The 23,444-nt window shown below is 70.8% G+C and carries 24 protein-coding genes; 7 read left to right on the top strand and 17 right to left on the bottom strand.

All coding sequences use genetic code 11. The annotated features are described in order from the left end of the window. Nucleotides 1–318: 318 nt before the first annotated feature. Nucleotides 319–1,521: a PP2C family protein-serine/threonine phosphatase gene (locus tag ABD292_RS18105; protein ID WP_344208555.1), complete on the top strand. Its 1,203-nt coding sequence runs from the start codon at nt 319–321 to the stop codon at nt 1,519–1,521. Nucleotides 1,522–1,757: 236 nt separating this feature from the next. Here the strand turns inward: ABD292_RS18105 and ABD292_RS18100 are convergent, their stop codons facing one another. The 9 genes from ABD292_RS18100 to rho form a co-directional block, all read right to left on the bottom strand. Then, complete coding sequence (locus ABD292_RS18100) at nt 1,758–3,524, bottom strand: S9 family peptidase (RefSeq protein ID WP_344208553.1); 1,767 nt, start codon at nt 3,522–3,524, stop codon at nt 1,758–1,760. A 144-nt stretch (nt 3,525–3,668) separates the two neighbouring features. Beyond that, on the bottom strand, nt 3,669–4,697 hold the full coding sequence (locus ABD292_RS18095; protein WP_344208551.1) for a putative RNA methyltransferase: 1,029 nt from the start codon (nt 4,695–4,697) through the stop codon (nt 3,669–3,671). Nucleotides 4,698–4,744: 47 nt separating this feature from the next. Further along, the gene (locus tag ABD292_RS18090; RefSeq protein WP_344208549.1) at nt 4,745–5,638 is read right to left on the bottom strand and encodes a hypothetical protein; all 894 of its coding nucleotides are present in this window, start codon (nt 5,636–5,638) and stop codon (nt 4,745–4,747) included. Then, on the bottom strand, nt 5,635–6,210 hold the full coding sequence (locus ABD292_RS18085) for an RNA polymerase sigma factor (protein WP_344208547.1): 576 nt from the start codon (nt 6,208–6,210) through the stop codon (nt 5,635–5,637). Before ABD292_RS18085 ends, ABD292_RS18090 begins: the two co-directional genes overlap by 4 nt. Nucleotides 6,211–6,692: 482 nt before the next feature. Beyond that, a complete protein-coding gene (locus ABD292_RS18080) occupies nt 6,693–7,151 on the bottom strand; it encodes a GntR family transcriptional regulator (RefSeq protein WP_344208545.1) in 459 nt (152 codons plus the stop codon). A 609-nt stretch (nt 7,152–7,760) separates the two neighbouring features. Next, nucleotides 7,761–8,177, bottom strand: coding sequence for a hypothetical protein (locus ABD292_RS18075; RefSeq protein ID WP_344208541.1), 417 nt, complete (start codon nt 8,175–8,177; stop codon nt 7,761–7,763). 148 nt (nt 8,178–8,325) lie between these two features. Beyond that, entirely contained in the window at nt 8,326–10,428 is a 2,103-nt protein-coding gene (locus tag ABD292_RS18070; protein WP_344208539.1) for a hypothetical protein, read from the bottom strand. Further along, on the bottom strand, nt 10,425–10,676 hold the full coding sequence (locus ABD292_RS18065; RefSeq protein WP_091087807.1) for a hypothetical protein: 252 nt from the start codon (nt 10,674–10,676) through the stop codon (nt 10,425–10,427). The genes ABD292_RS18070 and ABD292_RS18065 overlap by 4 nt, the downstream gene beginning before the upstream one ends. A 65-nt stretch (nt 10,677–10,741) precedes the next feature. Further along, on the bottom strand, nt 10,742–12,010 hold the full coding sequence (gene rho, locus ABD292_RS18060; protein ID WP_344208535.1) for a transcription termination factor Rho: 1,269 nt from the start codon (nt 12,008–12,010) through the stop codon (nt 10,742–10,744). A 204-nt stretch (nt 12,011–12,214) separates the two neighbouring features. Between rho and ABD292_RS18055 the strand changes: the two genes are divergently transcribed. Genes ABD292_RS18055 through ABD292_RS18040 form a run of 4 tightly spaced genes read left to right on the top strand, consistent with a single transcriptional unit; the run spans nt 12,215 to nt 14,494 of the window. Then, nucleotides 12,215–12,361 carry a hypothetical protein gene (locus tag ABD292_RS18055; RefSeq protein WP_329587265.1) on the top strand — a complete coding sequence of 49 codons (147 nt, stop codon included), beginning with the start codon at nt 12,215–12,217 and terminating at the stop codon, nt 12,359–12,361. A gap of 14 nt (nt 12,362–12,375) precedes the next feature. Then, entirely contained in the window at nt 12,376–13,119 is a 744-nt protein-coding gene (locus ABD292_RS18050; protein ID WP_344208532.1) for an MBL fold metallo-hydrolase, read from the top strand. Between the two features lie 27 nt (nt 13,120–13,146). Beyond that, entirely contained in the window at nt 13,147–14,010 is an 864-nt protein-coding gene (locus ABD292_RS18045; protein ID WP_344208530.1) for a hypothetical protein, read from the top strand. Nucleotides 14,011–14,017: 7 nt separating this feature from the next. Further along, on the top strand, nt 14,018–14,494 hold the full coding sequence (locus ABD292_RS18040; protein WP_344208528.1) for an NUDIX domain-containing protein: 477 nt from the start codon (nt 14,018–14,020) through the stop codon (nt 14,492–14,494). On the opposite strand, the gene ABD292_RS18035 is transcribed toward ABD292_RS18040, so the two are convergent. Further along, a complete protein-coding gene (locus ABD292_RS18035; protein ID WP_344208526.1) occupies nt 14,459–16,360 on the bottom strand; it encodes a sensor histidine kinase in 1,902 nt (633 codons plus the stop codon). The genes ABD292_RS18040 and ABD292_RS18035 overlap by 36 nt on opposite strands. A gap of 62 nt (nt 16,361–16,422) precedes the next feature. Between ABD292_RS18035 and ABD292_RS18030 the strand changes: the two genes are divergently transcribed. Next, entirely contained in the window at nt 16,423–16,854 is a 432-nt protein-coding gene (locus ABD292_RS18030) for a hypothetical protein (protein WP_344208524.1), read from the top strand. Nucleotides 16,855–16,859: 5 nt separating this feature from the next. Here the strand turns inward: ABD292_RS18030 and ABD292_RS18025 are convergent, their stop codons facing one another. Continuing rightward, nucleotides 16,860–17,297 carry a hypothetical protein gene (locus tag ABD292_RS18025; RefSeq protein WP_344208522.1) on the bottom strand — a complete coding sequence of 146 codons (438 nt, stop codon included), beginning with the start codon at nt 17,295–17,297 and terminating at the stop codon, nt 16,860–16,862. Between the two features lie 74 nt (nt 17,298–17,371). Between ABD292_RS18025 and ABD292_RS18020 the strand changes: the two genes are divergently transcribed. Continuing rightward, nucleotides 17,372–17,899, top strand: a complete 528-nt coding sequence (locus tag ABD292_RS18020) for a DUF6886 family protein (protein ID WP_344208520.1) — start codon at nt 17,372–17,374, stop codon at nt 17,897–17,899. Here the strand turns inward: ABD292_RS18020 and ABD292_RS18015 are convergent. The 6 genes from ABD292_RS18015 to ABD292_RS17990 are packed head-to-tail and all read right to left on the bottom strand — an operon-like array spanning nt 17,865 to nt 23,402. Next, nucleotides 17,865–18,836, bottom strand: coding sequence for a ketopantoate reductase family protein (locus ABD292_RS18015; protein WP_344208519.1), 972 nt, complete (start codon nt 18,834–18,836; stop codon nt 17,865–17,867). The two genes, ABD292_RS18020 and ABD292_RS18015, sit on opposite strands and share 35 nt — an antisense overlap. A 19-nt stretch (nt 18,837–18,855) precedes the next feature. Further along, a complete protein-coding gene (locus ABD292_RS18010) occupies nt 18,856–19,590 on the bottom strand; it encodes a glycosyltransferase family 2 protein (RefSeq protein ID WP_344208517.1) in 735 nt (244 codons plus the stop codon). A gap of 58 nt (nt 19,591–19,648) precedes the next feature. Continuing rightward, nucleotides 19,649–20,182 carry an AAA family ATPase gene (locus tag ABD292_RS18005; RefSeq protein WP_344208515.1) on the bottom strand — a complete coding sequence of 178 codons (534 nt, stop codon included), beginning with the start codon at nt 20,180–20,182 and terminating at the stop codon, nt 19,649–19,651. Further along, nucleotides 20,179–21,807, bottom strand: coding sequence for a lysine--tRNA ligase (gene lysS / locus ABD292_RS18000; RefSeq protein WP_344208513.1), 1,629 nt, complete (start codon nt 21,805–21,807; stop codon nt 20,179–20,181). The genes ABD292_RS18005 and lysS overlap by 4 nt, the downstream gene beginning before the upstream one ends. Nucleotides 21,808–21,847: 40 nt before the next feature. Then, the gene (locus tag ABD292_RS17995) at nt 21,848–22,057 is read right to left on the bottom strand and encodes a hypothetical protein (RefSeq protein ID WP_344208511.1); all 210 of its coding nucleotides are present in this window, start codon (nt 22,055–22,057) and stop codon (nt 21,848–21,850) included. A gap of 1 nt (nt 22,058) precedes the next feature. Then, on the bottom strand, nt 22,059–23,402 hold the full coding sequence (locus ABD292_RS17990; RefSeq protein WP_344208509.1) for a S8 family serine peptidase: 1,344 nt from the start codon (nt 23,400–23,402) through the stop codon (nt 22,059–22,061). Nucleotides 23,403–23,444: the final 42 nt, after the last annotated feature.

Below are 23,444 nucleotides of genomic sequence, written 5' to 3'. Positions count from 1 at the left end.
CTGGCTGCGACATTCGCGCCGGGCGAGACCGCTGTGACGGCCGCGATGAGGTTCACGCGCGAGGTGATGACCGCGTGGGCCGCTGGTGGCGTGCTCCATACCGCCGAGCAGGTAGCGGGGGATTTGGCAGAGCAAGTCGCTGACGAGCCTTTTGAAGTAATGTGGCAGCATTTTGGGGATGCGGTGCGGGTGGAGTTCCGTCAGCGCATGGTTTCCCACGGTGATCCGAAGGCTCCTTCCGCGAACGTCGAGGAGTGGGGAGTCACCTTCAGGGGCGATTCCCGTGTCCATTGGGCAAGACTCACGCTACCGGGCTCCGTGGACCGCGTGGCCGCCGAGCGGGTGGAGGAGAGCTCGCACGGACCCCACTGGCTGGGGTTCCTGGCCGACGCGAGCGACCTGCTCGCCGGCACCCTCGACCCCGACATGGTGCCCGCCATCATCGCCCAGATCGTGGTGCCGCGCCTGGCGACCTGGTGCGCGGTCTACACCTCCGCCGGCGACTCGGGGCCGCTGCGGCTGGTCTACCTATGGCACGCCGACGAGGCCAGGATCGACGGGCTGCGCGAGCAGCTCGACGGCCTGGACGTCAGCGAGGCCGACGACCGGGTCACCTCGCTGCTCCACCTGCCCGACTCCCAGGTGCTGGCGGTGCCGCTCACGGCGCGCGGCCGCGGCCTCGGCCTGATGTGCCTCGGCCGGCCCGACCGCTTCCCCGACGAGGTCATCCAGTTCGCCGACGACATCGGCAGGCGCGCCGCGCTCGCGATGGACAACGCCCGGCTGTACGCCCAGCAGGCCGCCGCCAATCGGGCGCTCCAGCGCAGCCTGCTGCCGCCCAACGAGCCCGAGGTGCCGGGGCTCGACTACGGCGTCATCTACGAGCCCGCCGGCGAGGCCAACGAGGTCGGCGGCGACTTCTACGACCTGTTCAAGGCGGGCGACGACTCCTGGCGCTTCGCCATCGGCGACGTCTGCGGCACCGGGCCGGAGGCGGCCGCCGTGACCGGCCTGGCCCGGCACACGCTGCGGCTGCTGGCCCGCGAGGGCTACGGCATCGCCGCCGTGCTCGGGCGGCTCAACCAGGCGATCCTGGAGGAAGGGGAGCGGGCGCGCTTCCTGACGCTGCTGCACGGCGACATCACGCCGGTGGCGAGCGGGCTGGAGGTGCGGCTGGTCTCGGCGGGGCACCCGGAGGCGCTGCGGCTGCGTCCCAACGGCAAGGTCGAGGCGGTGACCACGCCGCAGTCGCTGCTCGGCGTCTTCCACGAGGTCCTCTTCGAGGCCGACACCGTCCACCTCGACCACGGCGACGTGCTGCTCGCCGTCACCGACGGCGTCACCGAGCGGCGCAACGGCGGGCGGCTGCTCGACGACAACGGCGGCCTGGCGAGGATGCTGGGCGAGTGCGCGGGGCTGTCGGCGCGGGCGGTGGCCGAGCGCATCCGGCGCGGGGTGGCCGAGTTCGCCACCGAGCCGAGCGCGGACGACCTCGCCATCGTCGTCCTGCGCGCCCGCTGACCGCTTTTCCGGGTGCCCGGCTGTGTACGGCCGGCGCCGGGCCCGCCCTCCGCGCCGGCGGGCGCGCCGGTCGGGGCAGGACCGAACGGCGGCGGGGCCGGGGAGGGCGTGGCCGGGCGAGCGGGGCCCGTACGTCCCGGGGACCGGGGCGTGACGGCGCTCCGCGCGAGCCTGTCAGCGCGGGCCGCCGACGTTCAAGACACCGGAACCGCCAACTCTTTACGACATGTCATATGTCAGCGGGTTTTCACATGTTTCCTGGCGAAATCGAGCTGCAGCGCGATCTGCGCGATCTGCTCGGAGACCACCAATGAGCCGTGGATGGCGTCGTAGGTGTAGAGCTCGTGCTCGCGCCCGTGCTCGGCGAGCTTGGCCACGTACTTCTCGATCTGGCGGAACGGGCAGCGGGCGTCGTTCTCGCCCGCGAGGATCAGCAGCGGGGCGCCCACGCGGTCCACGTACGTGATGGGGGAGCTGGCGGCGTACCGTTCGGGCTGCTCGTCGGGCGAGCCGCCGAACAGCGCCCGGTGGTAGGCGCGCAGGCTCTCGACCTCGTCCTCGTACGACGTCTGGTGGCAGGCGATCGGCGCCGCCGCGATGCCGGCCGCCCACAGGTCGGGCTGGGTGCCGAGGCCGAGCAGCGTGAGGTAGCCGCCCCACGCCGAGCCGGCCAGCACCAGGCGGGCGGGGTCGGCGATGCCGCGTTCGACGACGCGCTGCCGCACCGCCGCCACGTCGGCCAGCTCGATGTGGCCGACGTCGCCGTGGAGCGCGTCGCGCCAGGCCGTGCCGTAGCCGGTCGAGCCGCGGTAGTTGACCCGTACCACCGCGAAGCCCGCGTCCACCCAGGCCGCGACCGTGGGGGAGAAGGCGTCGCGGTCGTGCATGGCCGGACCGCTGTGCAGCAGGAAGACGGTGGGGTAGGGGGCGAGGCCGTGCTCCGGCTTGGAGATCAGCGCGTGGATGCGCCCGCCCTCGCCCTCGACGTCGAGGTCCTCGACCGGCACGCTGTGCGGCGCGGCGGGACCGCCGGAGTTGACCACGACCTGGCCGTTGGTGGAGCGGATGACGGGCGGCCTGGACCCGCTGGACCAGGAGTACTCGACGTGGCCGCCGGGCCGGGGCGCGGCCTCGTCGATGACGCCGTGCGGGGTCTCGATCGAGGTCAGGGTGCCGCCGCCGAGGTCGTAGCGGTGCAGGTGGCTGCGGGCCCGGTCGTCGCGCAGGATGAGCAGGGCGCGGCCGTCGTCGTACCAGTCGGCGTCGAGGTCGCCGGAGTCCTTCAGCCAGATCTCGCGCTGCTCGCCGGTCACCGGGTCCCAGACCAGCGGCTCGTTGCGGTGGCGGCGCTCGTGCAGGGCGAGCAGCCGGCGGTCGCCGGGGACGGGGGCGAACCCGAGGCCGGTCACGCCCTTGCCGGGGCCGTCGTGCAGCTCGCCGACGACGCTGCCGTCGGGGCGGACGACGCGCAGCGCAGGATGGCGGAAGTCGCCGTACTCGCCGTGGTTGATCGCGATGAGGGAGCCGTCGAGCGACATGGCGGCCACCCAGGCGGCCTCGGTGTGCTCGTACAGCTGGCGGAACGGCTCGCCGGGGCGGCCCAGGTGGATGCGGAAGGTGCCCTCGCTGGCCCAGCTGATCGCGGCCACGCCGGTCATGGACAGCGCGATGCCGCCGGGCTGGCCGGGCGGCAGGCCGGGGGCCACTTCCTGGTCGGGGCCGCCGGTGAACGGCTGGCGCCACCACACGCCGAACTCGTCGCCCTCGGTGTCGGCGAACCAGTAGATCCACTGGCCGGTGGGGTCGAGCGCCGCGTACGCCGTGCCCTTGGGCCGGTCGGTGACCTGCCGGACGGCGCCGGTGACGCGGTCCCAGGCGTAGACCTCCCACTTGCCGGTGGCGTTGGAGCGGTAGATGGAGCGGTGCGGGGCCTGGCGGGCCCAGGACGGCAGCGTCATGCGCGAGGCCCGGAACCTGGCCTGCCAGCGTTCCTCCGCCTTCATGCGGCGCGCCCCCTCCCGTTGATGTCCCGTGCCAATGGGCCCGGGATGCCGTCCAGTATTACGTCTGTCTGGGAGAAATACTTGGGGAATGTGGGGGAATTTCGGACTAAATGCCCCATCAGTAACACCAGTCGCACACGTCAGTCAAGGAGCAGGTCTTGAACGCGGTGCGGGCTCGAAGATAGACAGGTGAAACGCCGCGCGAGTCACCACTCTCTCCCTCTCAGGGGAGAAAAGCGCCGCGATGCGGGCATCGAGCTCGGCCGGATCGGTGTGCCACGCGCTCGGCCCCATGCCGACCACCTGGGCGATCCCGCCGGCGTCCAGCTCCATGTCGAACGCGACGGTGCGCCGCCCTGCCTGGACGAAGCCCTCCATGCCACGCGCGACCCGGCGCTCCTTCTCCTCGTCGACGGAGAGCAGCCCCAGCTCGCCCACCAGCGGGCTCAGATGCTCGGCGGCCGGCGTGACGACCACCGCGACCCCGCCCGGCCGCAGGATCCGCCCGAACTCCGGGCCGTTCCTGGGCGCGAAGACGTCGATCACCACGTCCGCCACCCCATCCCTGATGGGCAGCGGCTTCCAGACGTCGGCCACGAACGCGCCCGCCCTCGGATGCACCCGCGCTGCCCGGCGCACTGCGTGTTTCGACACATCGAACGCCATCCCGATGCCATCGTTCACGGCATTGAGCGCGGCCGCCAGATAGTGCCCGGTGCCCGCGCCCGCGTCGACGATCACCGGCGCGGACCTGCCCCCCGCGCGACGACCTTCGACGCTGTCCCGGCCGGACTCGGGGCCTTCTGCCTGCCCCGGGCCGCGACCGGCCTCCATTACCGCCCCACGGTACGCCCTCAATTGGCTGCCGTCATTGGTTTCGGTAATCGGCTCATGTTCTCCGGCCACGTCCGCCCGCACGGCCTCGGCCACGGCCGCCGCCACGGCTGCCGCCAGCGGCTCGTAATGCCCGGCGTCGAGGAACGCGGCCCGGGCGGCCACCATCTCCGCGCTGTCAGCCGTCCCGGGCGCGCGGGACCCGACGAGCAGGCTGACGTACCCCTGCCGGGCGACGTCGAAGGCGTGCCCGCCCGCGCACCGCAGCGCCCGCTCGTCCAGCCACAGATCGGCACGGCAGACCGGGCACACGAGATATTCGACGATGTCAGCCAGCATGCGGCCCATTCTCGTGCACGCGCGGTGCACGGGCCCGCCGACCGGTCTCAGTGATCGACGCCGGCCCGGCCGTTGAGCTTGGGAGTGACCATCAGCCGGATCGTGCCCGGCTGCCGCTCGTCCGCCTGCCAGACGAACCAATCATCGCCGACCGGAGTGCTCTGCTTACTGGGGTACATGACGTAAGGGACGCTGCGCGCGATTTCGGGAGGCAACCGGTCGCTATCGGGATGGGGCTCGGTGATGAGGTAGGTGACCTTGAGGCCGCGCTTGTCGATCTCCGGCCGGACCTCGCCGACGGTCTTCCCGCCCACCTCGTAACCCCTTAGAGATGTGGCCGGCCAAGGAGACACGGTCTGCACGTTGTGTCGCGTGTCGTCGGGGACCAGCACGCAGGGCGCCACGGGATCGTGCATGAGGATGGTGCTGGTGCCGGTCCATCCGTAGACGGGGTCGACCTCCAGGGTCCAGACGAAGGTCTGGCCCGGCTTGAACAGCTTGGTGTCGATCTGCATCCGCCAGCCCAGGCCCTCCTTGTCGCCCGGAATCTGCGTCGGCGGGTAGTACAGGCCGCGCGGAACGTCGGTCACGACGGTCCCTCGTTCGTCCCTGCACTTCTGGCCGGCGGGGACGAAGTCGACGAGGGCCGGGACGCCCAGATCGGCGAGCTGCCTGCTCAATCCCTCCGCGTCGCGGAAGTCGCGTACCGTCACATAGACGATGCCGTCGGAGTCCTTGGTGACGGCATAGGCGGGGTCGCCGCCCCCCATGGACGTGACGGTGGCCACGGTGGCCACGGCGGCGGCCACCGCTCCGGCCGCCACAGCGAGACTGATCCGGCGGCGCGGCCGCCTGTCGCGTTCGGCTGCCGCCCGCGTGGTGATGTGGTCCTTCAGCTCGGCCAGCCGGCGCTGTTCGAACCCGGCAAGAGTCTCATTCATGACGATCCCTCCAAGATGGATTCCGGGCGACCAGCCGGGTCGGCCATGAGCCTGCGGCGCGCGCGATGCAGCCGGACCCTGGCGGTGCTGACGCGGATGCGCAACGCGGCCGCCGCGTCGGCTACCGACAGGCCGTCCACGTCCACCAGCTCGGCCACGGCCCGCAGGCTTCCGGGCAGGCCGGCGATGGCGGACAGCAGCGGGCGGGCGGCTCGTTCCGCGTCGATGCGCTCTTCCAGGCGGGTGATGTCATCGGCGTCCAGCGTGCGCCGTCCCGCCGCTCTGGCGTTCTTGTGCAGTTCCTTGGCCGCTCTACGCTGCTCGGAGGCCACCACGTTGCGTGCGATGCCGTACAGCCATGCTTCCTCGCTGCCCCGGTCCGGCCGGTAGGTGGCCGCGGTGTCGATGGCGGCCAGGAACACCTCTGTGGTGAGATCGTCCACCGTGTGCGGATCGGTCATCCGCCGGGCCACGAAGCGGCTCACCCGTTCGGTGTGTCTTCGGTAGAAGACCTCGAACGCCGCGGGATCCCGCATCGTCTGGCGGAGATCCCGCGATGGATTGTCGGCCATCCCGTGTGCCTTCCTGTAGCGCCCGATTTTCCCCTTCTTGGTCAGGAAGGCGGCGAACTATTACATCTGACTGCCGAACGTCGCCCCAGCCTGCGCGAACGCCCGCCGAACGCCGCGATCGGTCCTGACCGGGCGACCTTCTCCCCGGAAACGCAGCCCCCGGTGCCGAGCCCCGGGAGCGTCTGACTGTGAAGCCCCGCCTGCACAGCAGTCGACGACGGCTACAGCAATCGCCACCGAAACCCCTGACCGGCTTGTTCCGTCCATCCACTGGGATCCGTCACAAAACTGCCCGTGCCGCGCACCGTGGAGATAAGGCCGAACTCTCTGAGGATCCCGGTCGCCTTTCGCGCCGTCTCTCGCGCAACTCCGAAATCCTGCACGAGCCGAACCTGCCGCTATCCGACTCTAGAAGTCACGCGCTGGCGGATACGCCATGAAGAGCCCGCGGGCAATGCACTGCCCATAGGAGTCGGGCCTGTTCATGGAGACGGGTAGGTGCCACGGCCTGACACCGTGAACACCAACCCTTGGTCGCGGAGCACCGACAAAGCGCGCCGAACGGTGCCCTTGGCCACCTCGTAGTGCTGCGCGAGCTGTGTCTCGGACGGCAGCGGCACGTCCTGCTGGAAGTCTCCGGCCCGGACCCGCGCGGCCAGGTCGTCGGCGATCGTCTGGAATCTCCATCCCGACCTGACCTGCCGTGACGCGCTCTCCGGCCCGACATAAGAGCCGTCGCCCCTGATCGTGTAGATGACTCCCGCCTCACGCAGTTCCCGGATCGCGCGCCGGGCGGTGATACGCGCGACGCCGAACTCGCTCACCAGGTCGGCCTCGGACGGCACAAGCGCACCCGGCTGAAGCTCGCCGTCGTCGATTCGCTTCTGCAGGAGGTTGGCGAGCTGGCGATAAAGCGGTACGGGGCCCCGAGGGTTGAGCACAGCCGCATCTTAGATGTCCCAATACGTCCCTTAACTGGCGACTACATACATGGGGCCACATAATCCGTCTGTTGCATGGATTAGAACAAGTCACTACAGATCCACGCATCGAGCCTCTCGTGGCGGAGATCAGGACCTTGCTCGAAGAGCGCGGATACCGGCTGCCATCAGGCGGCGATCACATACGTGAACTTGTCCTGGCTCGCGTCGGCATCGCGCTCGAGAGCCTTGTGGAGATCTTCGAGGGAAGGACGTGGTGACACGGCGTGGAGGGAGGCTTCCCGACGTCCACAGATCGCATGTCGGGCCGCTTCTGCCAGACCATCATGTGTTGGCCTGGTACGAGCCGACCCAGCGCACGTCGCACATCCGTGTGCTCTCGTGGACATGTGGCTGTCGGCCGATCACGTACGAGCTGTGCGCCGCCGCCGGGCAGGGCTTTGTCCGCCGTACTGACCGGGACAAGCGGACTGCCCACGAAACAGCATGGACGTTGATCGCGACAGCCAGGCGCACCTTCGAGAAGATCATGCGCGGTGAAGCCCGATGAAAGCGCGGGCGACGATCAAAGTCCCACTGGGCCCAGGTGGTCGACATCGCCGTGTCGCGTCAACCCTGTGGCGCGCCACCGGGTTCGCACTTGAACATCTCGGCGAATCGCCGCTGAGCTATGCGCATGAGCTGGATGAGGTCCTGGTCCTGGTTCCGCATGGGATTTCTCTTGACGTAGATGGTGATGAGCGAGTTCTCGTTCCCGCAGCGGAACAAGGTGCCGGCCGAACGAAACGGATAACCTCGAACCTCGTAGCTGTCTATCGCTCCGATACCCAGCTCCTCCGGGAGTCTGATGCGGCCGTTCTCCTCCCCGTTTCGCATCCACTTCTCGATGACACTCCGCTCTGCTGTGCGCTCGTACCCCGTGAGAAGGATGCTCTGCGTGTCGTTCATGACCGCACAACTGTCCGCAGAGGAAATCTTGCCGGAGCCCGCCGTGTACCGGCCGGTGTAGCCGGTCAGGTCGGCCACTGCCGCCTGCGGGATGAAGTCACACAGATAGGGAGGGCGGTCGACGACGGCGGCGGGCCCGGTCGAAGGTGTGGGACTCGGAGGGTCGGCCGTGCATGAAACGGTCAGAAGAACCAAGGCGGTCAGGCAGTATCGTGCTGTCTGCCGTCTAGTCATCGTCCCCTGCCTTCTTTTTGAGGCCCTTGAGATTGATCTGAAACTCGTCGGCCCCCACCCTTACTTTCGTTTGGGCGCTCCCGAAATCGTCGGGCACTCTGGAGTGGCGATCCAGCCAACTCACAAAGTTGTCGTACTCGTATCTGGTCATCTGGTGGGGGGCCTTGACGCGCGGCGGGTTGCCCTCGACAAAAGGTTGCTTTTCCAAACCGTCGCGATCGTAGTATCCGTGGGCGACAGAGGACGACTCAAGCATCTGTCTCATCATCTGCTCGGCTGCCTTTTGATCAGACGCGGCCACACCGAAACCTTTGGCTGTCTTCCCGCCGCCGTGGCCGGTCTGCTCCACCAGCCAGTTCCCGGCCTTCGCGTAGCCGTCCTTCACGAAGTTCTCGAAAAGGCTGCTGGCTGCTTCAACTCCCACCTTCCCCACCTGTCCGGCGAAGGGGACGGGAACGAGGCCGATGCCGGCCTCGACCACCTTCCGAAAAGCCGCGTCCGCCGCGTCGGCCTCCCTGCCTCGGCCGACCAGGGCCTGCTTGCGTCCCTCAAGCAGGTGTCCCAGCGCCTTGGAATCGTTGGTGATCACGTTCCGCAGGAAGGTGTTGTCGTGCGTCGCGATGGCCTGGTCGATCCTGCCCCGCATGTGTGCGATCTGCCCGAAGAGCAGTGCCTGATATCCCTGCTCGTCGCTGGCGACGTCCAGCAGGACGAGGTCGATGTCCGGAGGATGGAACTCAGCGATCGGCCGCCCGTCGACGATGCCTATCAGTTCATGGTCCTGCGCTCGCTTGTAGTTCTTGTAGAAGGAAGTGACCATGTCGTCGGTGTGTTCGGCGAGGATGCGGCCCATGTTGTCGCGCATGCCGGAAAGCCAGTCGAGGTCGGAGGGGTCGTTGATCTCGACCTCCCCGCTGTCGTTGACCGACACGTGCGGCTTCATGTCGTCGGCGAGGATCTGTGTGGCTCTGACGACCAGTCGTTTGGAGTCGGCGTCGGAGCCCTTCATGGCGGCCTCCATGGCCGCGCCCAGCGACTCCCCGCGATCGCCCATCGCCCACTGCGGACGCCGGTCGCTCATCAGGTACTTCAGGAGATCCCGGTCGTCGAGCAGTGCCTGGGCGCGTTCGCGCGACGTGCCAGCGACGGTCAGGAGCGCGGCGATCGGGTCGGCGGCGCCGATGACGTCCGAGCCCTGGAAGGGGCGGGTTTCGGTGGGGGCGGGGAGGTTGTAGACGTCGGTGTCCTTTGGCAGGAACCGGGTGCGGTGCTGCTTCAGGTAGTCGCGGTCCCAGCGGATCATGTCCTGGCCGATGGTCTTCATGAACCACTCGCTGTACGCCTGCTTCGGCGCCGCGGCGAGGATCTGGCCGAGGGACCAGTAGCCGGGGTTCGTCAGGCCGCCCATGTCCGGGGCCGGGATCTCGGTGCGGCCTTGCCGCTTCAGCTCCTCCAGGAACTTGCGGCCGAGACGGGCGTGCGCGGCCGGGTCGGTGGCCGTGGCCAACGCCTTGCTCAGCATGGACAGGACGTCGTGGTTCTGGCGCCGGACGGCCGCTGCCGAGTCGTCGTCGGCGTCGAGGGACTTGCGTACCCGCGTGCCCATGGCGGCGGGGATCGTGAGCAGACCTCCGGGGCCGAGGTGTTCCAGGAGGGCGGTGGCGAACTGCGGGTCGGACAGTCGGTTCTTTAAGGCGGTGAGTTGCTTCAGCGCGGCGGCGTCGCCGCGGGCGGCGGACGTGAACAGCGGGGCCGCTCGGGTCGCCTCGGCGCGCACCGCGGCCGGGATGAGCCTGGCCTCGTCGATCCGGGTCATCCCGGCCGGGAGGGCTGCGCCGGGCAGCGGGTTGCCGAAGACGTCCACGTCGACCTGCTCGGCCTCGTACGCGAGGTCGCGCCGCCGGTAGAGGTCGGGGGCCTGGTCGGTCAGCCACTGCCCGACGCGGCCGATCGCGGCCACACCGGGGTGCGTGAGCTCGACCTCGTTCAGGATCGCCCGGAGCTGGGCCGCGCATTCGGTCAGGCTTTTCCCCGCATTCTGCACGCCGGATCCGAGCTGGTGCATCTCGCCGGCGTGGATGGAGGAAAAAGTCATTCGTCTCTTGGCCCCATCACGGTCTGGTGGGAGATGGTCTCGTGGAGGTGGTCGATGACTCCGCGCAGCCCCCGCCACAGCTCCGCGCGCTGGTGCGCCAGGTCGCCGGCGAACCGGTCAGCGGTCGGCCCGGTCCAGGTGCGGCCGCTCGACAGTTGCAGCAGCGGCCGGTCCAGGGAATGCCAGTGCTGGTCCGACAACTCCTGCGCGCGGCGCAGCGCGTTCATCAACTCGGTACGAGTAGCCATGCTGACCTCCCACCGCAGTTGTACGCGAAACGCGCCCGCCCGGTCTCGGATACATTCCGATTCGCTCAGGCGGCGGCGGCCGTCTCCAGCAGGAAGGCGGCGTTGGAGGAGGTGGCGCGCAGCTTGTCGATGAGCATCCGCGCGGCCTGCTGCCGGTCCAGGCCGGACAGGGAGCGGCGCAGCCGCCAGACGATCTGACGTTCCTGCGGGTGCAGCAGGATCTCCTCGCGCCGGGTGCCGGAGGCGTCGAGGTCCACGGCGGGGAACAGCCGCTGCTCGGCCAGCTCGCGGGTGAGGTGCACCTCCATGTTGCCGGTGCCCTTGAACTCCTCGTACAGGCTGTTGTCCATGCGGGAGCCGGTGTCGACGAGCGCGGTGGCGAGGATGGTGAGTGAGCCGCCGCCCTCGACGTTGCGGGCGGCGCCGAAGAAGCGCTTGGGCGGGTAGAGGGCGCCGGCGTCGAGGCCGCCGGTGAGCACCTTGCCGCCGCCGGGCGCCAGGTTGTTGTAGGCCCGGCCGAGCCGGGTCAGGGAGTCGAGCAGCACCACGACGTCGCGGCCGTCCTCGACGAGCCGCTTGGCGCGCTCGACGGCCAGCTCGGCGACGGCGGTGTGGTCGCGGTCGGGGTGGTCGAAGGTGGAGGCGAAGATCTCGCCGGGGATGCCGGCGCGCATCTCGGTGACCTCTTCTGGCCGCTCGCCCACCAGCACCACCAGCAGGTGGGCCTCGGGGTGGTTGCGGGCGATCCCGGCGGCCAGCGCCTGCAGGACCATCGTCTTGCCGGCCTTGGGCGGGGCCACGATCAGGCCGCGCTGGCCTTTGCCGATGGGCGCGAACAGGTCGATGACGCGGGTGCTGAGCGACTCGGTCTCGACGCGCAGCCGCTCGGTCGGGTGGACGGGCACGAGGTCGGCGAACGCCGGCCGCTCCCGCCAGTGCGGCGAGCCGTTGACCGACTCGACGCTCACGAGCCTGCCGCCGGTGTACGACGCCACGACGTGGTCGCCGGGACGCAGGCCGAACTGCTTGATCTTCTCGGGGGGCACACGGACGTCCCCCGCTCCGGGAAGGTGCCCGGCCCTGATGAACGCGTTCTTGTCGCGTACATCGAGGAGGCCGTTCACCCGCCGGTCGGCGGAGTCCGCGCGCTGTCGCGGAATGGTGTGCACAGACATGGTGAACCTCTTGGGAAGGCGCCGGGCCGAAGGTGTGGCCTGGCGGATGATGAGGAAGCAGCCGGGCCTGCCGGAAAGAGCCGGGGCGAGGCTGTGATGAAGATCGGCGGAGCTGAAGCTCAACGCTTGAGTGGGAACATACCACACGATCCGACCCATGAAACGTCTAGCCCTCTCGGACTATTCCCGGGCGGTTGTCGGCGTTTCCCCCGCGCATCCGCGGCCTCGCGCGTGACAATTCTCTAAAGGCGCAGAACCCCCAGCGCAGCGGCTTCATGGTGTCAAGTGGCATGCAGGGCCCCTGCAACTTCGCCGGGGTTTCCTGGACGCAGACAAGAAAGAACTCCTTGGGGGAGCACCATCATGAAGACCGTCAACCACTGCCCGCGGTGCCACCACGAGCTCGACGAGGGCCCGATCATGTACCGCTGCGCCAACTGCTGCCGCGCCGTGTACGCCGCCGACCTCGAGAACGAGTACGTCGCCCCGCTCCAGCCGGTCGCCGCCTAGCTAGTCTGGGGTTCGTGCCGCATCAGCCGATCACCGTCTCCGGCGTCGAGGTGACGCCTCTCTGCGACGCCGTGGGCCCCATGGGGGCGGCGATCCGCCGCCCCCTGCCCGAGATGTTCCCCGGTTCCGGGCTCCCGGACGAGCCTTGGGTCCTGCACTTCCACTGCTACCTGCTGCGTTCCGCGACGGGCCGCCTCACGCTGGTCGACACCGGCATCGGCGGCCACGGCTCGCTCGCGGCGAGCTGGGCGCCGGTCCCCGGGACGCTGACCGGCGAGCTGGCCGCGGCCGGCGTCGCGCCCGCCGACGTCGAGACCGTCGTCCTCACCCACCTGCACAGCGACCACGCGAGCGGCGGGGTGACCGACGACGGCCGGCCGGTCTTCGAGAACGCCCGCTACGTGCTCCAGCGCGCCGAGCTCGACGCCGCCGGGGACGGCGCGCTCGACCGGCTGATCGCCCCCGTCAAGGAGCAGCTCCAGGTCGTCGAGGGCGCCGCCGAGGTCGCGCCCGGCGTGCACGTGCACCTGACCGCGGGCCACACGCCCGGCCACCAGATCGTCCGGGCCGGCGACCTCGCGATGACCGGCGACCTCGTCCTCCACCCGGTCCAGCTCGACGACCCCGGCGTGCACTACTGCTACGACGACGACCGCGAGGCCGCCGCCCGCACCCGCACCGAGGTGCTGGAGCGGCTGCGGGCCGAGCGGGCGGTGCTCGCCACCTCCCACTTCAGCGAGCCGTTCGTACGCCTATGAGCGCGCTGACCTGTCACGATGCCATCCATGAAGATTCGCATCGTGGCCGGCGTCGTGCTCGGCCTCACCCTGGCGGCCCCTGCGCAGGCCGTGGCCGCCGCCCCGCAGCCGCTGTCGGGCGCCGCCGTGTACGGGGGCGACCGGCTCGACCGCTACCAGGACGGCGCGTGGCACACGCTGGCGAGGACCGGCACGCTGCCGCAGGTCGCCGCCTCGCCCGACGGGAAGAAGGCCGCCTGGGTGACGCAGGGCGGCCGGCTCCAGGTCCGTGAGGGCGGCAGGACCGTCACCCTGGCGAGCGGCCTCCAGGGCGGCACCCCCTGCCTGACGCCCGTGTGGTCGCCCGACTCCACCCGCGTCGCCTACGCGGGCGGCGGCGACGCCGTCATGTCCGTCAAGGCCGACGCGAGCGCCCCGCCGCGCAAGCTCGGAAGCTCCGAGGGCGTCTGCCACCTCGCCTGGTCGGCGAACGGCCGCTACCTCGCCGGCTACACGGGCGAGGCCGACGCCGTCTACCGGCTCGACGTGAAGACCGGCAAGGCCGTCCGGGCCAAGGGCGTCAAGCAGGTCACGCACGTCCAGAGCCTGTCGCCGGACGGCCGCCGCGCCGTCGTGGAGTTCCCGGCCGACCCCGACGCGCTCGGCGACGGGAGCTGGCCGGCCGCGTTCAAGCCGGTCGTGCTCGACCTCGTGACCGGCCGGCGGCAGGCGCCGAAGGTGAAGGGCCGGCTCATCGGCGCCTCCTACCTGGCCGACGGCCGCCTGGTGGTGCGGGTCGCGGGATCGCCCGCCAACACGCTGGTCGTGCTGGACGCCGCCGGCGCGGAGCTGCAGCGGCTCGCCGAGCCGGCGCGGACGAGGAACCGGGCGCTGCTCCAGGTTCTGCCATAGTTCGTGGGTGGACGATTTCTGGGGGACGGTCAACCGGGCGGTCTGCGGGGCGGCGGCGTACATCACGGACGAGCGCGGCCGGGTCCTGCTGGTGAATCCCAACTACCGTGAGCACTGGGGCTTTCCCGGCGGCATCATCGACGCCGGGGAGCACCCCGCGCAGGCGTGCGCAAGGGAGGTCGCCGAGGAGGTGGGGCTCACCGTCAAGGTCGGCCCCCTGTTGACGGTGGCCTGGGTCGACGGGTTGCCCTACGTGCCTTACCCGTTGGTGAACTTCATGTTCGACTGCGGCGAGGTGCGCTCGGACACGCCGATCACGCTGCAGGCCGAGGAGCTCGACGGCTACGGGTTCTTCACCGTCGAGGAGGCCGGGCGGCTGCTCGCCGACCACGCCCACGCGCGGCTCGTGGCCGCCGCGGCCGCCCGGGGCTCCGGCGTGATCGCCTACCTAGCGCCCGGCCAGGGCCGGCTGATCGGCCAGTAGCGACGACGGCAGCGCCACCACCGCGGTCAGGCCGCCGTACGGGGAGGCCACCAGGGTCGCCTTGATGCCGTGCCTGGCCGCCAGCCGGCTGACCACGAACAGCCCGAGCCGCTCGCTCTGCGCCAGGTCGAACTCGGGGGTGCGGTCCAGCCGGTCGTTGAGCTCGTCCAGCTCGGCGCGGGGCAGGCCGAGCCCGCGGTCCTCGATCTCGACGAGGAGGCCGTGCGGGCTGGTCGAGGTGCGTACGTCCACCCGGGTCTGCGGCGGCGAGAAGAGGGTGGCGTTCTCGATCAGCTCGGCCAGGAGGTGGGCCACGTCGGTGACGGCCGAGCCCACGAGCGCGACCGGCGGCGTCGAGAGCACCTCGACCCGCTCGTACTCCTCGATCTCGGCCACGGCGGCGCGCAGCACGTCGTGGATCGGCACCGGGTTGCGCCAGGCGCGGCCGGGGCTCTGGTCGGACAGGATGATCAGGCTCTCGGCGTGCCGGCGCATGCGGGTCGTCAGGTGGTCGAGCTTGAACAGGTCGGCCAGCATGCCGGGCTCCTCGGCGGCCCGCTCCATGCTGTCGAGCTGGAGGAGCTGGCGGTGCAGCAGCGACTGGTTGCGCCTGGCCAGGTTGACGAAGACCTGGTTGACGCCGTGCCGCAGCCTGGCCTGGTCCACGGCGGCCTCGACGGCGGTCGACTGCACCCGGTTGAACGCCTTGACGATGTCGTCCACCTCGGAGCTGTGCGTCACGACCTTCAGCGGCGCGGTCTCCTCGGGCGTCGGCTTGGAGGTGTTCGTCCGCAGCCGCGCGACCAGGGCGGGAAGGCGTACCTCGGCCAGCTCGGTGGCCGCGTCGCGGAGCCCGGCCAGCTCCTCCACCAGCCGCCGGCGGAAGCGCAGCGAGAGCAGGACCGAGGCGACCACCGCGATCAGGCCCAAGCCGCCGGCCACGCCGACCTTGACCAGCAGCCCGATGGCGGCCGGCTTGCTCCGGCCGGTGATGTCCTGGGTGAGCCGCACCTGTTCGCGCTCGACCACGGTCCACATGTTCTGGGCGTCGACCGGCCACGTGGCCGCCGCGGCGGGCAGGCCGGCGGCGGTCGCCTGGTCCCTGATGGCGTTCTCGGCCGTCAGGAACTCCTTGTTGACGGGCGAGGCGACCAACCGCTCGTACTGCCCCCGCAGCTTGTTGTCGAGCTGCGGGAGCGCCTGGTTGAGCAGCAGTCGCCGGGTGGCGACCATCCCGGTGAACGCCTCCCGCTCCCGCGCGCCCACCCGGCCCGCGGAGAGCACGACCGCGATGAGCGCCCGCTCGCGCGAGAGCATCTCCGTGGCCTCGCCGAGCATGGTCGAGGCCCGCGCCTGGCGGTAGAGGCCCGTGTCGGGCACCAGGATCATGGCGTCGTACATGCGGAAGAAGGCGTCCACGGTCGTGCTGTAGCCGTTGATGACGTCGAGCGGCGCCCTTGTGCGGGCGTCCACGCCGCGGCGGGTCTCGCTGAGCTGATCGAGCTTGCCGAACACCACGTTGAGCTGGGTCGCCATCTCCGGCGACAGGTCACGCATGGGCCTGGCGGAGGAGCGGAAGGTCGCCACGGCCTGGTCGGTGCGGGTGCGCTGCTCGGTGACCTTGCTGAGCGGCAGGTCGCCGACCATGAACTCGATCGAGGCCAGCCGCTCCTTCTGCAGCTCGGCGGCGGCTCTCTCCGAGGGCAGGGCCACGTTCGTGGCCAGCTCGCTGATCGCGAGCAGGCGCAGCCCGTCTCCGCCGGTCAGGCCCGCCGCGAACGCCCACAGCCCGGCCAGGGACAGCAGGGGGACGAGCAGCAGGACGAGGAGCTTCACCGCGATGGGACGGCCACGCTTGGGGGGCATGCGACCTCCGGGTGCATGATGAGATCGCCTCGCAGATTACACCCCCCTTCGGAAGGATTCCTGTGCGTCTCCCGCGTTCCTTCTCCGGCTGGACCATGGCGGTGTTCGGATTCCTGGCCTTCGCGCTGGGCCTGCTCGGGCTCGTCTCGCCCGCGACGCTGCTGGCCATGCTGGGGTTCGAGGTCCTCGACGCACGACCGGCGGGGGACTACACGCTGGTCTACGTGGCCGCCTCGTCCATGGCGGCGGTGAACATGGGGGTCTACTACCTGTTCGCGGCGGCGGCCGACTACACGCCGTTCTTCCGCTGGACCGTGCCCTTCCGGCTGGTCACCTTCGCGGTCTTCACCACGCTCGTGCTGACCGGGGCCGCGCCGGCGAAGTTCTTCGGCGTCGGGCTCTGGGAGGGCGTGGGCGCGCTGGTGACGGGGTTCGCGCTGTGGCGCGAGGGCAAGCTCCTGCCCTCGCGCCACAAGCCGCGTGACGTGGCCTGACGGCCTTACCGCCTGCTGTCCTCGGAGCCGCGGGCCACGAGGCGGTCGTCCTCGGGGACCGCCGAGTGGCGGGCGGTGTGCTGGGCGGTGTGCTCCCGCTGCGCGGGAACGCCCTTGACGGGAGCCTGCTTGGCGGCGTGCTCACGCTCGAGACGCCGTTCGAGCTCGCGCTTCTCCTCCTCCAGCCGCGCCACGCGGCTGGAGGCCTCCGCCCGCTGGGCGCGGAGGCTGCGACGCTGCTTGGCCGTACGGCGCGCGCCCGAGCTCAGCATCCAGAGCCCCGCGAGCAGGACGGCCGCCGTGACCGCCCCGGCGAGGAACATCTCGACCTGGTTGAGCTCGAAGGTGTAACCGAAGAGGATGTACCTGCTGCTCTCCTCGGTGAAGACCAGGACACCGGCGCCGACGGCGAGCAGGACCAGGATCAAACCCAGGAAGATCATCCGACTCACCCCTTGTCGTAAGAGTGGGTTTCATCTGCCCGGCGGGCGCGGGGGTATGCGCGATGATGACTTTCATGAGACCAGAGCCCGGTCAGGTGCTGCACTTCTCCGAGGACCCGTCGATCGCGCGGTTCGTCCCGCACGTGGCGGTGACCACCTCGCTGGCCGAGCCGTACGTGTGGGCGGTCGGTCCCGAGCGCTGCCCCGACTACTGGTTCCCGCGCGCCTGCCCGCGCGCGATGGCGTGGGTGGGCCCGCGCACCACCGAGGACGACCGGGCCAGGATCATCGGGGCCGGCTGCGGCGAGCGGGTGCACGCCGTCGAATACTGCTGGCTGCAGGCCATGCGGGAGGTCGAGCTGTTCGCCTACCGGCTGCCGGCGAGCGAGTTCAGGCCGATCGGCGACCCGCCGCACGCGGTGGTCGCCACCGTCCCGGTCGAGCCGCTGGGCCCGCCCGAGCCGGTAGGCGACCTGTTCGAGCTGCACGAGCGGGCGGGCATCCAGCTGCGGGTGCTGCCCAACCTGTGGTCGTTCTGGAACGAGGTGACGGCCAGCAGCCTGGAGTTCAGCGGGATCCGGCTGCGCAACGCTCGTCGATGAGCGCGTTGAGCGTCTCCAGCGGCATCGAGGCGGGCGGCAGCTTCTCGCGGGCGCACCGGTCGGCCTCACGCCGCAGCACCTCGTTGACCGGGGTGGGCACGCCGTGCAGGCGGCCGAGCAGGACGATCTCCCCGTTGAGGTAGTCGGTCTCGATGGAGCCGCTGCCCCTGGCCAGGCTCTGCCACGACGAGCCGCCGCCGCGCCGGACGCCGGCGATGGGGCGGACGTCCACCTGGTGGCCGCGCACCGCGGCCTCCTCCTCGGGGGTTGAGTAGGGGATGCCGGCCCGGTCGAGGACCGTCCGCGCCTCGGCGCGGGCGCGTTCGGCCAGGTCGGCCATGCCGTCGGGGTGGCCCACCAGGGCCTCGACGGCGTTGCCGAGGTTGCCGAGCAGCTTGCCGTGCTTCCAGCGCATCACGTCGGGGGTGGCGCGGGCGGCGAGTCCGTGCTTGCCGAGGTCGGCGACGATCCGCTCGGTGAGGTCGTCCACACCCTGGGGATAGCGGCCGACGTGCAGCATGCCGGTGCAGGGCTGCGCGTACGCGGCCACCACCCCGGGCTCCAGGTGCTGGGCGGGCAGCCACACGCACATGCCGTAGACGTCGGGGAAGCGCCGCAGGACCTCGCGCTCGTTGGCGACGCCGTTCTGGGCGCACACCACGGGCAGGTCGCGGGACCAGCCGTCGAGTGCGGCGACGGTGTCCTGGGACTTGGTGGCGAGGATCAGCACGTCGTCGGCGCGGGCCGGCACCGGCCCGCCCGCCGCGGGGATCCGGAGGGTCTCGGCGCCCTCCGGCGTGATGAAGCGGAGTCCGTCGGCGCGTAGTGCCGCCAGATGGGCGCCTCTCGCGACGAGGAGGACGTCATGGCCTCCTTGGTGCAGACGCGCCCCGATGGCGCCGCCGACGGCTCCCGCTCCGATCACGATGTAGCGCATCGTTGAAGAATGCCATCCGTCACTCCGCGAAGGCGACCTGGGTGCGTCCCCCTACGGTGGCACGCCCGGACCGCTCGCGGATGATGGTGCGCAGCACCCGCAGGCCGTCGCGGACGGCGTTGAGGTTGCTGGTGCCGTGGATGCGGGAGCGCTCGTGGCTGGGCACCTCGCGGATGACGAGCCCGGCCTTGGCGGCGCGGACGTTCATCAGCGTCTCGATCTCGAAACCGTCGCAATCGAGGTTCAGTGCGTCCAGGTGGCGCGCCCAGAAGGCGTTGTAGCCGTAGCACAGGTCGGTGTAGCGGGTGCCGTAGAGCAGGTTGGTCAGGCCCGTCAGGGCCTTGTTGCCGAGCGAGCGCACGGGGCTGAGGTCGTCGGAGCCGCCGCCGGGCGCGTAGCGGGAGCCCTTGGCGAAGTCGGCGCCGGCGAGCAGCGTGTCGACGAAGCTGCGGATCTCCCGGCCGTCGGTGGACCCGTCGGCGTCGATCATGACGATGATGTCACCCTTGGCGGCCTGGAAGCCCTCGATGAGCGCGTTGCCCTTGCCGCGCCGGGTCTGCACGACGACCCGCAGGTCGGGGCGCAGCTTCCGCGCGACGGCGACGGTGTCGTCGGTTGAGTTGCCGTCGACGAGTATCACCTCGTCGATCCATTCGGGCAGCGTGGCGAAGACGTGGGGCAGGTTGTCGGCCTCGTTCATCGCAGGCACGATGACGGTGACGCTGACGCTGGCGGCGGAAGGCTGCATGTTCATGACTTCAGATTCTCCACAGCGCATGCAGTCCGCTTGACAGCGCCTTGCATAGATCGTTCTATGATTTGACGATTATCGCTTCATCCCATCTAGTGATGATTTTGTCGACCGTCTCCTCGGGGGTTTGCTCCGAGGTGTCCAGCCATAGGCCGAGCCGGGGCGTTTCGCGGCGAAGCACGGCGTCGAGCATGGCCGGTGTCCATCCGCCCGCATAGCCGGTCTTGACCCGACCTTGCTCTCGCGCCGCCACTATCTCGGGCCGGGGCGCCAGCACGACCACGTGCAGGGGGCGGGTGCGGATCAGGTTGACGAGGTGCTCCAGCTCGGCGCCGAGCACGACGTCCTGGACGACCGGGGTGAAGCCGGCCTCGGCGTACAGGTCGGCGGCGGTCGCGGTGAGACGATAGCGCAGGCGGAGCTGGCGGAGCGCCTCTTCCGAGGGCTCGGGGGTCATCTCGGCGCGGCCGGAGACCACCATCCGGCGGAAGGCGTCGCCGCGCACGTGGGCGGCCCGCGGCAGGCGCTCGGCGAGCCGCTGGGCCACCGTGCTCTTGCCCGAGGCCATGATGCCGGTGATGAGGACGGCGCTCATGCGCCGACCAGCTTGCGTACGCGGTCGGCACCCACCGCGAGTAGCAGTGTGGGCAGGCGCGGGCCGGTGTCGCGGCCGACGAGCAGCCGGTAGAGGAGGGCGAAGAAGGCCCGCTGGGCGGCCTTCAGCTCCGGGGTCGCGGCGGCGTCGGCGGGCAGGCCCGCCTGGAGCTTGGGCACGCCGTACACGAGCGTGGTCAGCCCGTCCAGCGACCAGTCGTCGAGGCCGTCGGCCAGCAGCCGCAGCGACTCGCGCTCGTCCGGGCCGAGCGAGTCGAGCAGGCTCTCGTCCGGCTCCTCGCGCACCCGTGTGCGCTGGTCGGCGGGCAGGTGCAGCTCCACCCAGCGCTGCGCGCGGTCCAGGCGCGGCGCGGCGGCGTCGAGCCCGGCGACGCCGTCGAGGTCGCGCAGGATGCGCAGGGTCTGCTCGGCGTCGCCGGTCGTGACGTCGGCGATGGAGGCCAGCGTGCGGTAGGGGACCGGGTGCGGGGTCGCCGGCAGCGGGCCGTCGGCGGTGGTGACCGCCCGCTCGTACGCGGCCAGCTCGGCCGGCTGCCCCTGCCCGGCGGCGACCTTGCGGCCGAGGGCGTCCCACTCGTCGTAGAGCCGGTGGATCTCCTGGTCAAAGGCGATCTTGAAGGACTGGGCCGGCTTGCGGCGGGCGTACAGCCAGCGCAGCACCGGGGCCTCCATGATCTCCAGGGCGTCGGACGGGGTCGGCACGTCGCCCTTGGAGCTGCTCATCTTGGCCATGCCGGTGATGCCGACGAAGGCGTACATGGGGCCGATGGGCCGCTCGCCGCCGAACACCTCGCCGACGATCTGGCCGCCGACCGTCCACGCCGAGCCGGGCGAGTGGTGGTCGACGCCGGACGGCTCGAACAGCACCCCTTCGTACGCCCACCGCATCGGCCAGTCGACCTTCCACACCAGCTTGCCCTGGTCGTGCTCGGCCAGGCGTACGGTCTCGCCGAAGCCGCACTCGCAGGTGTAGGCCAGCTCGGTGCTCTCGTCGTCGTACGCGGTGACCGTGGTGAGGTCGCGCCCGCACAGCTCGCAGTAGGGCCGGTAGGGGAAGTATTCGCCGGGACGCTCGGGCTCCTCGGGCTGCTCGGCCTGCTTGGTGCGGTGCCGCGAGAGCACGGCGTCGATCGCCGTCCGCTCGCGCATCGCCAGCAGGATCCGCTCCCGGTAGGCCCCCGAGGTGTACTGCTCGGTCTGGCTGATCATCCGGCACCGCACGCCGAGCGCGGCCATGGCCTCGATCATCGGGGCCTTGAAGTGCTCGGCCCAGTTGGGGTGCGGGCTGCCGGGCGGCGCGGGCACCGCGGTCAGCGGCTTGCCGATGTGCTCCGCCCAGGACGGGTCGATGCCCGCGGGCACCCGGCGGAAGCGGTCGTAGTCGTCCCACGAGAGCAGGTGGTCGCAGGGCACGCCGCGCCGCCGCAGCTCGTCGGCCACCAGATGAGGGGTCATGATCTCGCGCAGGTTGCCCAGGTGGATCGGGCCCGAGGGGCTGAGACCGGAGGCGCAGACAATCGGGTGGCCGGTGCCGCGCCGCTCCGCCTCGGAGATCACCTCGTCCGCGAACCTGGACACCCAGTCGCCATCACCACGTTCAACCATCGGGCTATTGTCCCGGTTCTGGATGGCCGGAGCCAACGGATCAGCCGGGTTCGATCGGCGGATCCGAGAAGACCTGCCCGCCGACCCGGCGGCCGGCCTCCTCCGTGACGCGCAGGACGTGCAGCCCGGCCTCGGGGAGGACGGGCACCAGCCCGTAGCCGGCGTCGACCTCCTCCTCGGTCAGGCCGAGGGTTTCCAGGGCGTCGGCGAGGGTGGCGCCGGGCGGCAGGCGGACCTGGAGCAGGATCACGTCAGGCCGCGCGGGCGCGACTGAGGGCGGCGACCGCGGCGGGCGGGTCGATGACGCCCCAGCCGTAGTCGTAGTCGTAGCCGACGGCGCTGCGGTCGTCGGCCGTGCGGTTGAGCTGGGTGCGCAGCTGCTCGGGGGAGAGCTGCGCGGCCGGGCGGGCGGTGCGGACGGCGGCCACCACCCCGGCCGCGACGGGGCAGGCGGCGGAGGTGCCGGTGTCGGCCTCGCCCACCGCGCCCGAGCCGGCGAAGTGCGTGTAGGCGCACAGGTCGGGCTTGCGTTCGGCGAGCCGGCCCGGCCCCTGGGAGGAGTAGCCGACGCGCTCGCCGCGTACGTTCACCCCGCCGACGGACAGCACGTCGGGATGGCCGTTGGCGCCGACGATCGGCCGTTCGCGGAAGCCGCAGCGCCCGTCGGGGCAGTCGCGCCCGCAGTTGCCGGCCGCGAAGACGATGTCGGCGCCCGCGTCGGCCAGGCTGCCCACGATCAGGTTGAACGGGTGCGCCGGGTTGTCGGAGTAGTTGCCGGGGTGGCCGGGCGGCAGATCGTGCTCGGGGCTGAACAGGCCCCAGCTGTTGGAGACCACCAGCGACCTCGACTCCTGCGGCATGGCGTTGAGCACGTCGCGCAGGTGGGAGTAGGCGGCGACGGCGTCGGAGAGCAGGCCCGTCATGTCGCCCTGCCGCGAGAGCAGGATGGGGATGTCGAGCAGGGTGGCCTTCGGCGCGGGCAGCAGCGCGTCGAAGGCGCACATCGTGCCGTGCTCGACGGGATAGCGGCCGGGGGTCTTGCGGACGCCGGGCGGCGCCCAGCTGCGCTCCGCGTCGATCCTGACCTCCTCGCCGAGGACCGAACGGACGTGCGCGGCGTTGATGCCGGTGTCGCAGACGGCGACGGTCACGCCCTCGCCGTCGTGGCCCCGCTCCCACAGGTCGGCGGCGCCCAGCAGCCGCCTGACCTCCTGCCAGTCGCCGGCCGGGCCGTCGCCGCCGCAGGTGGGGCCGGCCGGGCTGATCCGCGGGTCGGCGTAGACGCCGGCGACCTCGTGGACCGCCGACTGCAGGCGGGCGAGCCTGATCGGCAGCTCCGAGTCGGGGATCTCGCCGCGCACCAGCACCGAGGCGTGCTCGGGGGACAGCGAGAACTCCACGCGCGAGGAGAGCGAGAGCGGGCCGCCGTGGGCCGCGCTGGGCCTGGCGCGGGGCACCGCCACCGGTCCGTACGCCTCGTCGAGCAGGACGCCGGGCAGGTCGGCGACGACGTCGGACACCGAGCTGGCGACCAAGGGGTCGAGCACGGACGCCACGACGTCGGCCGCAGGACGGAGCTGGATCAGGACACGCATGTGATCACCTTCGCGAAGAGACGAGCGTGGTCGTTCGATTAC

It is taken from the genome of Nonomuraea bangladeshensis, from assembly GCF_039529455.1.
Taxonomy (GTDB): domain Bacteria; phylum Actinomycetota; class Actinomycetes; order Streptosporangiales; family Streptosporangiaceae; genus Nonomuraea; species Nonomuraea bangladeshensis.
The sequence above is the reverse complement of the archived record's forward strand: the minus strand, read 5'-3'. Positions and strand labels throughout refer to the sequence as shown.